Source organism: Frankia sp. CcWB3 (assembly GCF_977927595.1).
Genome location: NZ_CDWRCK010000173.1, coordinates 1 through 9,147, shown reverse-complemented (window position 1 = coordinate 9,147; position 9,147 = coordinate 1). Strand labels below are relative to the sequence as shown.

Sequence of the window (9,147 nt, the reverse complement as noted above, 5' to 3'; positions counted from 1 at the left end):
GTCCAGCGCCCCCCGCACACCCGCCGGGGGCGCTGGACTCGCCGCCCTGCTCACCGCGCCCGAACGCGCCCTGATCGCCCTCGACTACGACGGCACCCTCGCGCCGATCGTCCCGCGGCCGTCGGACGCCGTCCCGGCGCCGGGGACGATGGAGGCGCTGCGCCGGATCTCCCATGAGGTCGGCACCCTCGCCGTCATCACCGGACGGCCGGTGGACTCGCTGCTGGAACTGACCGGGCTGGAGAAGATCCCCGACTTCGGGAACCTGATCATCCTTGGCCAGTACGGACTGCAGCACTGGGACTCGGGCAGCCGCGCGATCAGCAGTCCCGAGCCGCTGCCCGGGGTCGCCGCGGTCCGCGCGGCGCTGCCCGAACTGCTCCGCGACGCCCCAGTCGGCACCGCCGTCGAGGACAAGCACCAGGCGCTGGTGGTACACGTGCGGCGCACCGCCGATCCGGACTCGGCGCTCGCCGCGCTCACGCCGGCGTTGACGGCCCTCGCTGAAGACCATGGGCTGGAGGCGGCGCCGGGCAAGCGAGTGCTGGAACTGCGTCCGCCCGGGCACGACAAGGGCAGTGCGGTGCGCGAGCTCATCGCGGCCCGCCAGGCGCGCTCGGTGCTGGTCGCCGGGGACGACTACGGCGATCTGCCGGCATTCGAGGCCGTCGACGAGCTACGGGCGGGCGGGCTGCCCGGTATCACCGTGTGCAGCGACAGCCCGGAGGTCCCGGACGTGATCCGCGAACGCGCCGACCTGGTCGTGGGCGGGCCCGCCGGGATGGTCGCCCTGCTGGAGGTGCTGGTCGAGCGGCTCAGCGGCTGACCGCTCGTGCCCTCTTCGCTCATCCCCATAGGGCGCGCTCAGCCCGCCCCCCGGGGCTCACCCCACCGGCATCCCTAAGCCAACGGCATTTCCGTGAGACATCTGTCGCCGATTCGTGAACCTCCACCGCCAGACAAGACGATCTTGATGGACCGGCGTACAGGGCTGAGCGGATGGCCTACTCTCCGCGGTGTGCGTCGGATGCCGGGAGCCGAGGAAGACACCCTGCCGCGGCTGTGGCCGACTGGCACCGCGCGGGTGCTGGTCGCCTCCAACCGGGGGCCGGTGGCGTTCGCCGTCGGGGACGACGGGAAGCTGCGGATCCGGCGGGGCGCCGGCGGCCTCGTCAGTGGCCTCAGCCGGGTGGCGGCCGACGACTGTGACGGTCCGATGGCGTGGGTGTGTGCCGCCCTCAGTGACGCCGATCGCCGGGCAGCGCGTTCCGCGCCCGCCGGCCGCCTCGATCTCGCCGGCCACGACACCGGCGGCGCCGCCGTCCGGATGCTCGACGTCGACCAGGTCGTCTTTGACCGCGCCTACAACGCAGTCGCGAACCGCACGCTCTGGTTCATCCACCACCTGCTCTACGCGCCGGCGTCGCAGCCGGTCTTCGGCCCGGCGTTCCGCCGCGACTGGGAAGCGTACGCGACCTACAACGAGATGTTCGCCCAGGCCCTCGCGCACGAGGCCGCCCCGGGCGCCTCGGTGCTGATCCAGGACTACCACCTGACCCTGGTCGCCGCCCGGCTGCGGGCGCTGCGGGCGGACCTGCGGATCGCCCACTTCAGCCACACTCCCTGGGCACCGCCGGAGTACTTCCGGATACTCCCGGACGACGTCAGCGAACAGATCCTGCGCGGCATGCTCGGCGCCGACCGGCTCGGGTTCCTCACCGACGCCTGGGCCGACGCGTTCCAGGAATGCTGCCGCGACCTCCTCGGACTGCGGATCGAGCGGCGGGCGGTGACCGTCGGGACGGCCGGGCCGGGACGGGAAGCCGGGCGGCACCGGACGGTGCGGATCGGGGTACATCCGCTCGGCGTCAACGCGGACGAGCTGCGCGGCCGGGCCGCCGCCACCGACGTGGCCGCCCGGGCCGCCGAGCTGGTCAACCTGGCCGGCGGGCGGCGGCTCATCGTCCGGGTCGACCGCACCGAGCTGTCCAAGAACATCGTCCGCGGTCTCGACGCCTACCGGGAGCTGCTGCGCACCCGTCCGGAATGGCGCGGCAGGTGATGCACCTGGTCTGCGCCTACCCGTCACGGCACGATCTGCCGGAGTACCGGGAATACACCGCCGCGGTGCAACGCCTAGCCGCGGAGATCGAGGACGAGTTCGCCACGGACACCTGGCTGCCGCTGCGGCTGGAGATCACCGACGACTACCCCCGGTCGATCGCGGCCCTCTCGCTCGCGGAGGTGCTCGTCGTCAACCCGATCCGGAACGGCATGAACCTCGTCGCCAAGGAGGGGCCGATCGTCTCGATCAGGGATGCCGTCCTCGTGCTCTCCCGGGAGGCCGGAGCCTGCGCGGAGATGGGCACGGCGGCGCTGGTCGTCAACCCGTTCGACATCCAGGCGACCGCGCGGGCTCTGCACACCGCCCTGACGATGCCCGCCCCCGAGCGGCGCCGGCGCGCCGAGGAGCTGGCCGCCGTCGCCGGGCGGCTACCGCCCCAGCTCTGGTTCACCGACCAGCTGCACGCCCTCGCCGCCGACCGGTGACCGTCCGGTCTGCCCTGCCGGTGCCGAACGTCGACGCGCGGACGGCGTTCAGGCGGACCGCGTTCAGGCGGCGACGGCCGCTCGCACCGCGCTGGCCCAGCCGGCGCCGACCGGGCCCGCCTCGACCGTGACGTTGTCGTACCGCGCCAGCAGGGCGGCGATGTCCGGGTGCCGCACCGCGTTCGCGACCAGGTGCATCCGCCCGACATGGGGAGCCATGGCCAGGTCGCTGGCGGAATCGCCGATGGCGATCGCCTCGGCCGGTGACACCCCGCGCCGCTTGAGGTCGTAGGCGACCGCGTCCCCCTTGCCCACACCGTCCGGGACCAGATGGTAGACATGCGGATTCACTCCGAGATCAGGCATGTGGACCGGCGAGATCAGCCCGTTGTCGCGCATGCTCAACCAGGGGAACCCGGTCTCGGCGAGCCAGCCGTCGACCTCCGACACCTCGATCTTCCCGCGAAGCATGACGTCGACCTCCCGGCCGGAGTGCCAGGGGGTGTGCAGCTCCAGCCGCCCGGGGTAGCGCTCGACCATCCGGTCGAGCAGGTACTCCGGTACCTGGTCGAAGTCGGGCGGCATCGCGCCGCGCAGGATCTCGCTGTCGCGCCCCTCGTTCCAGCCGACGATCGCGCCGAGCTCCCCGATGAACCCGTCCGCGCCGAAGATCGCCGCGGCCTCGAGAAGCTGCGGACGGGTACGCCCGCTGACCAGGACCAGCGCAACGCCGGCGCCATGCAGCTCGGCGAGCGCACGAGCCGGCTCCAGGGTGATCGCTCCCCCCTCCGCCCGGAAGAAACAACCCTTGGGACCGACCATCGTGCCGTCAAGATCGGTATAGACGACGCGGATACTCACTGTTACAGGCTCCCTGGCTCTGGCGTGATCGGGTCGATCTCCGGGCATGGGGGCGCGCGCGGCCGGTACGAGCGGGCAGGACCCGCCCGCACCGGTGAGACCACACCGAGAAACCTCCGACCGACCCATATCATGTCCACAACCAGAGGCAACACCGGTGCACGACCACCCGCGCACGGTCTACAGTACGGACAGACAACTTCATCTGGCTCATCCAGAGGGGCAGAGGGAACGGCCCAGCGAAGCCCCGGCAACCACCCGCATCCCGTGCGCGGCAGGTGCTAATTCCGTCCTGGTGGCAGACTGCCCCGGGAAAGATGAGGAGCTTCTTCATGACACTCGCGCCCGAGCGTGCCACCGGTCCCGCCCTCGACGTCGCGAACCCCGCGGTCTCGCTGTCCTGTCGGCACTGCGGCGCCACCTACCCGCTGTCCCCTACGCATGTGTGCGTGGAATGCTTCGCTCCCCTGGAAATCGCCTACGACCCGGACCTGCTGGCTCGAGTGACCCGAGAGTCCATCGAACGCGGTCCGGCGAACCTGTGGCGTTATGTCGGGCTGCTGCCCGCCGGGCATGACCCGGCACGGCGGGTCTCCCTCGGGGCCGGCTGGACGCCGCTGCACCCAGCCCCGCGGCTCGCCGCGGAGCTGGGGATGAAGACGCTCTATATCAAGAACGACAGCGCCAACCCCACCCATTCTTTCAAGGACCGGGTCGTCTCCGTGGCGCTCACCGCCGCCCGCGAGCTGGGCTTCACCACGGTCGCCTGCGCCTCAACGGGCAACCTCGCGCAGTCGGTGGCGGCGCATGCGGCCGGTGCCGGGCTGCGCTCGGTGGTGCTCGTACCGCACGACCTCGAGGCCGGCAAGACGGTCTCCACCGGGGTGTACGGCGGGACGCTGGTCGCCATCCAGGGCAACTACGACGACGTGAACCGGTTGTGCAGCGAACTGGCCGGGGAGTACGAGTGGGCGTTCGTCAACGTCAACGTCCGCCCCTTCTACGCCGAGGGGTCCAAGACGCTCGGCTACGAGGTCGCCGAGCAGCTCGGCTGGCGGCTGCCCGAGCAGGTCGTCGTGCCGATCGCCTCCGGCTCGCTGCTGACAAAGATCGACAAGGCCTTCGGTGAGCTCGGCCGGCTCGGCCTGGTCGAGCCGGCGCCGTACAGGGTGTTCGGTGCGCAGGCGGCCGGCTGCAACCCGGTGGCCGCCGCGTTCGCCCGCGGCGTCGAGACCGTCGCCCCGGTCCGGCCCACCACAATCGCCAAGTCGCTGTCGATCGGCAACCCGGCCGACGGCCCCTACGCCCTCGACGTGGCTCGGCGGACCGGCGGGGCGATCACGGACGTGACCGACGAGGAGATCATCGACGGGATCCGGCTGCTCGCCCGCACCGAGGGCGTCTTCGGTGAGACGGCCGGTGGCGTCACCGTGGCCACTCTGCGCAGGCTGCTGCGCGAGGGGCTGCTCGACCCGGCCGCCGAGACCATCCTCTACAACACCGGCGACGGGCTGAAGACGCTTGACCCCCTCGTCGAGACGGGCGGACCGACCGCGACGATCAAGCCGTCGCTGCGCGCCTTCGAGGCCGCCGGCCTCGGCGACGACTGACTCGGGCGCAGCACAGCCCGGCACAGCGCATTCGACGAACTTCGTGGACCACGCCGGACCAACGGAAGGGCCACGGACGACGGCGAGGCGCCGCGGGGGGATCGGAGCCGGGCACGCGGAACCATGGGTCAGCTTGCACTCACTCGTGCCGAGTGCTAAACAAGAGCTGGCACTCTCGTCTAGGGAGTGCCAAGGCTGAAACGGCGAGGCTGCCCGATCCGCGCTGTGTCCGAGGTGCATCACCCGGGTCCGGAGCAGGCGGGAGCCGTCCGTCGCGGGCGTCGTTAGGGCCAGGCCATCGAACCTGCCATCCCACTGGGAGGACCCAGAAACCATGCCGAAGATCATTGCCTTCGACGAGGAGGCTCGGCGCGGCCTGGAGCGCGGCATGAACCAGCTGGCCGATGCGGTCAAGGTCACGCTCGGGCCGAAGGGCCGCAACGTCGTGCTGGAGAAGAAGTGGGGCGTACCCACGATCACCAACGACGGTGTGAGCATCGCCAAGGAGATCGAGCTCGAGGACCCGTACGAGAAGATCGGCGCGGAACTCGTCAAGGAAGTCGCGAAGAAGACCAACGACGTCGCGGGTGACGGCACCACCACCGCCACCATCCTGGCCCAGGCCCTGGTGCGCGAGGGTCTGCGCAACGTGGCCGCCGGCGCCAACCCCCTCGGGCTGAAGAAGGGCATCGAGGTCGCGGTCGAGCGCGTCTCCGAGGAGCTGTCCAAGCAGGCCAAGGAGGTCGAGACCAAGGAGCAGATCGCCTCCACGGCGTCCATCTCCGCGGGTGACTCGGCCATCGGCGGCCTCATCGCCGAGGCGCTGGACAAGGTCGGCAAGGAAGGCGTCGTCACCGTCGAGGAGAGCAACACCTTCGGCCTCGAGCTCGAGCTCACCGAGGGTATGCGCTTCGACAAGGGCTACATCTCGCCGTACTTCGTCACGGACGCGGACCGTCAGGAAGCCGTCCTGGACGACCCGTACATCCTGATCGTCAACAGCAAGATCTCCGCGGTCAAGGACCTGCTCCCGCTGCTGGAGAAGGTCATGCAGACCGGCAAGCCGCTGGCGATCATCGCTGAGGATGTCGAGGGCGAGGCGCTGGCCACCCTGGTCGTCAACAAGATCCGCGGCACCTTCAAGAGCGTCGCGGTGAAGGCCCCCGGCTTCGGTGACCGCCGCAAGGCGATCCTGGGCGACATCGCCATCCTGACCGGTGGTCAGGTCATCTCCGAGGACGTCGGCCTCAAGCTCGAGAGCACCTCGCTCGACCTGCTCGGCCGTGCCCGGAAGATCGTTGTCACCAAGGACGAGACGACCGTCGTCGAGGGTGCCGGCGACCCCGGCCAGATCGCCGGTCGGGTCAGCCAGATCCGCAACGAGATCGAGAAGTCGGACTCGGACTACGACCGCGAGAAGCTCCAGGAGCGGCTCGCGAAGCTGGCTGGCGGCGTCGCCGTCATCAAGGTCGGCGCGGCCACCGAGGTCGAGCTCAAGGAGAAGAAGCACCGCATCGAGGACGCGGTGTCCAACGCGAAGGCCGCCGTCGAGGAGGGCATCGTCGCCGGTGGTGGCGTCGCGCTGCTCCAGGCGTCGATCACCGCCTTCGAGAAGCTGGACCTGTCCGGCGACGAGGCGACCGGTGCCAACATCGTCCGGCTCGCGCTCGAGGCGCCCATCAAGCAGATCGCCTTCAACAGCGGTCTCGAGGGCGGCGTCGTGGTCGAGAAGGTCCGCAACCTGCCGACCGGCCACGGCCTGAACGCGGCCACCGGCGAGTACGTCGACCTGATCGGCACCGGCATCATCGACCCGGCCAAGGTCACCCGCTCCGCCCTGCAGAACGCCGCGTCGATCGCCGGCCTGTTCCTCACCACCGAGGCCGTCATCGCTGACAAGCCGGAGAAGAACCCGGCCCCGGCAGTCCCGGGCGGCGGCGGCGACATGGACTTCTAGTCCAATTCGTCACCTGCTGTACCCTGCACCACCGTCTGGCCGAGGGCGGCTCCGGTTCTCCCGGGGCCGCCCTCGTGCGTTCGCCCGTGCATCACAGCCGAGGCTCCGACGGCTACCCCAGGAAGCTCGCCGAAGGCGAGCTGACGGAAACCCCGTCTCCACCCTGATGCCAGGGGTCCCCGCACTGCGCCGAAGGCGCCGTGCGGGGCAAGGCTCGCCCCCGCGGACGGGAGGTTCCGCGAGGGCGAGCTCTCCGGCGTGGGAGCGGGCGCCGCTCGGGACGGAGCGAACGCCGGAAGGCACTCCCAAAGGCGACCTTTCCAAGAACGCTCTTCTCGGCCGCCATCGACGGCGATCAAATTACCATCGGGTAATCCAAGAGACAAGAGCTTTATGTCACTCCTTTTGAACAATCCGAAGGTCACCTTCGTTAGACTTCGACCTTTTACCGCGACACGGACAATTAACGCATGCCAGCTTTAGACAGCGGCCACGGCGACAGGCACGATAGCCCTCGTGGTTCAGGCCCCCGCACAGCCGCGCTCCCATCGCCCCTCGATGACCGTTCCCACTCCCCCGGTCACCGTGGAAGATCTCGACACGGGCGGGCATGATGACGCTCGGTTCGAACTCCTGGACGGCTTGTGCGTCCTGCGACCATGGCCGACACCGCTGCGGGCCCGCGTCACGGCGCGCCTGGTCCGGATCCTGGCGGGCACGGCCTCCTCCGGAGCTCAGATCCTGCCGGCCGGGATCGGGGTGGAGCTGTCCCCCCCGCAGTCTGCTCGTGCCGGATGTCGTGGTAGCGGCGAGCGGTGACACCGGCCGTCGGCTCCGGGGCACCCCGTCCCTCGTCATCGAAGTGGCCGACGCCAGCACCCGGCGCTACAACCGCACCCTCAAACTCGATCTCTACCGGCAACGCGGCGTGCCGTCCTGCTGGCTGATCGACCCGGACACCGCCACCATCGAGGCGTACGACCTGGTCGCCGATGCGTACCTCGCCACCCGCACGGTCAGCGGGAAGGAGACCTTCACCGCCACTCAGCCCTTTCCGGTGGCGATCCAGCCGGCCGAGCTGATCGACCCGCCCGGCTCGGAGTGATGGCGCGACCCCGACCACTACCCCAGGACGTCGTCGGCGTCGACGATGGTGTAGGCGTAGCCCTGCTCGGCGAGGAATCGCTGGCGGTGTGCCGCGTACTCCTGGTCGAGGGTGTCGCGGGCCACCACCGTGTAGAAGTGCGCCGTGCGGCCGTCGGCCTTGGGCCGCAGCACCCGACCGAGTCGCTGGGCCTCCTCCTGGCGGGAACCGAACGTGCCCGAGACCTGCACGGCCACCCCGGCCTCCGGCAGGTCGATGGAGACATTCGCGACCTTGGAAACGACCAGTGTGGTGATCTCCCCGGTCCGGAACGCCTCGAATAGCCGCTCCCGCTCCCGGTTACGGGTGGAACCCTGGATGACCGGGGCGTCCAACAGCTCCCCGAGCTCGTCGAGCTGGTCGAGATATGCGCCGATCACCAGCACCCGGTCATCGGAGTGCCGGCGGACGAGACGTTCCACCACCGCCCGCTTGCTGCGGGCGGTGGCACACATCCGGTACCGCTCCTCCGGCTCGGCGACGGCGTAGGCCATCCGCTCGTCCTCGGTGAGCGTGACGCGCACCTCGGTGCACTGCGCCGGCGCGATCCAGCCCTGTGCCTCGATCTCCCGCCACGGGGCGTCATACCGCTTCGGCCCGATCAACGAGAAGACGTCGCCCTCCCGGCCGTCCTCCCGGACGAGGGTCGCGGTCAGGCCGAGCCGACGACGGGACTGGATGTCGGCGGTCATCCGGAAGACCGGCGCCGGGAGCAGGTGCACCTCGTCGTAGACGATCAGACCCCAGTCCCGGGCCCCGAACAACTCCAGGTGCAGGTATTCGCCCTTACGCCGGGCCGTCATCACCTGGTAGGTGGCGATGGTGACCGGCCGGATCTCCTTGCGCTCCCCGGAGTACTCGCCGATCTCCTCCTCGGTCAGCGAGGTGCGGCGCAGCAGCTCGTGCCGCCACTGCCGGCCGGCCACCGTGTTCGTGACCAGGATCAGCGTGGTCGCCCCGGCCTGGGCCATGGCCGCGGCGCCGACGATGGTCTTCCCGGCACCCGCGGGCAGCACGACGACCCC

At 70.2% G+C, this 9,147-nt stretch carries 7 protein-coding genes, 1 pseudogene and 1 riboswitch; of the genes and pseudogenes, 6 read left to right on the top strand and 2 right to left on the bottom strand.

The window, feature by feature from the left end:
• A partial coding sequence (otsB, locus tag ACY5KJ_RS13710) for a trehalose-phosphatase (protein WP_462203517.1) occupies nucleotides 1-826 on the top strand: 826 nt, incomplete at its 5' end.
• A 201-nt stretch (nucleotides 827-1,027) separates the two neighbouring features.
• Nucleotides 1,028-2,550 (top strand): annotated as a pseudogene (locus tag ACY5KJ_RS13705) (alpha,alpha-trehalose-phosphate synthase (UDP-forming)).
• A gap of 63 nt (nucleotides 2,551-2,613) precedes the next feature.
• Here ACY5KJ_RS13705 and ACY5KJ_RS13700 read toward each other — a convergent pair.
• Nucleotides 2,614-3,411, bottom strand: a complete 798-nt coding sequence (locus ACY5KJ_RS13700) for an HAD family hydrolase (RefSeq protein WP_462203516.1) — start codon at nucleotides 3,409-3,411, stop codon at nucleotides 2,614-2,616.
• A gap of 207 nt (nucleotides 3,412-3,618) precedes the next feature.
• Nucleotides 3,619-3,735: riboswitch (SAM riboswitch) on the top strand.
• 8 nt (nucleotides 3,736-3,743) lie between these two features.
• On the opposite strand from ACY5KJ_RS13700, the gene thrC reads away from it, so the two are divergent.
• The 4 genes from thrC to ACY5KJ_RS13680 all read left to right on the top strand — a co-directional run bounded on the left by thrC (nucleotide 3,744) and on the right by ACY5KJ_RS13680 (nucleotide 8,083).
• On the top strand, nucleotides 3,744-5,021 hold the full coding sequence (thrC, locus tag ACY5KJ_RS13695) for a threonine synthase (protein WP_462203515.1): 1,278 nt from the start codon (nucleotides 3,744-3,746) through the stop codon (nucleotides 5,019-5,021).
• A 334-nt stretch (nucleotides 5,022-5,355) separates the two neighbouring features.
• On the top strand, nucleotides 5,356-6,978 hold the full coding sequence (groL, locus tag ACY5KJ_RS13690) for a chaperonin GroEL (protein WP_462186149.1): 1,623 nt from the start codon (nucleotides 5,356-5,358) through the stop codon (nucleotides 6,976-6,978).
• Nucleotides 6,979-7,536: 558 nt separating this feature from the next.
• Entirely contained in the window at nucleotides 7,537-7,797 is a 261-nt protein-coding gene (locus ACY5KJ_RS13685; protein WP_462203514.1) for a hypothetical protein, read from the top strand.
• Nucleotides 7,766-8,083, top strand: coding sequence for a Uma2 family endonuclease (locus ACY5KJ_RS13680; RefSeq protein WP_462203513.1), 318 nt, complete (start codon nucleotides 7,766-7,768; stop codon nucleotides 8,081-8,083). Before ACY5KJ_RS13685 ends, ACY5KJ_RS13680 begins: the two co-directional genes overlap by 32 nt.
• A 17-nt stretch (nucleotides 8,084-8,100) precedes the next feature.
• Here ACY5KJ_RS13680 and ACY5KJ_RS13675 read toward each other — a convergent pair.
• On the bottom strand, nucleotides 8,101-9,147 hold a 1,047-nt coding region (locus ACY5KJ_RS13675), incomplete at its 5' end, for a DNA repair helicase XPB (protein WP_462203512.1).